This window comes from Shouchella shacheensis (assembly GCF_001484965.1).
In the GTDB taxonomy this organism is placed as follows: domain Bacteria; phylum Bacillota; class Bacilli; order Bacillales; family Bacillaceae_D; genus Shouchella; species Shouchella shacheensis.
This window is the reverse complement of sequence record NZ_LLYY01000095.1, coordinates 1-361: the sequence shown is the minus strand read 5'-3', so window position 1 is coordinate 361 and position 361 is coordinate 1. Positions and strand designations below refer to the sequence as shown.

The window sequence follows — 361 nt, the reverse complement described above, 5'->3', positions numbered from 1 at the left end:
GATCATACGCCTTCAGAAGCGTCCTATTCTCGACTTTTGACAAAACTAAGCGAATCTACGATTTTAGAAGACGTCCAAGAAAAGGTTGTTTTACAAGCCATAGAAGAAGGCTTTATTGTCGATGACACCGCCGTTATCGATGCGACTCATTTTGAAGCCCGTGATCAAGCCCCACCGAAAGAAGAAAAGCCAAAGCTAGAACCCCAAAAACGCGGACGTAAACCGAAAGCAGAACACGAACGGTGGCTTATCGAACAAGCGGAAAAAGAAGCGAATCGGCCCCTATTTGAAAAGAAAATCGAAGCTCAGTTAGATGTCCCTTTAGCTGAATTGCGCACGGAAGTCCCTCAAGAACCCAAGT

1 pseudogene is annotated in these 361 nt (G+C 45.4%); it reads left to right on the top strand.

The features are described 5' to 3' along the window. A pseudogene (locus AVZ68_RS19515) lies at window positions 1-361 on the top strand (IS5/IS1182 family transposase); the annotation flags it as partial.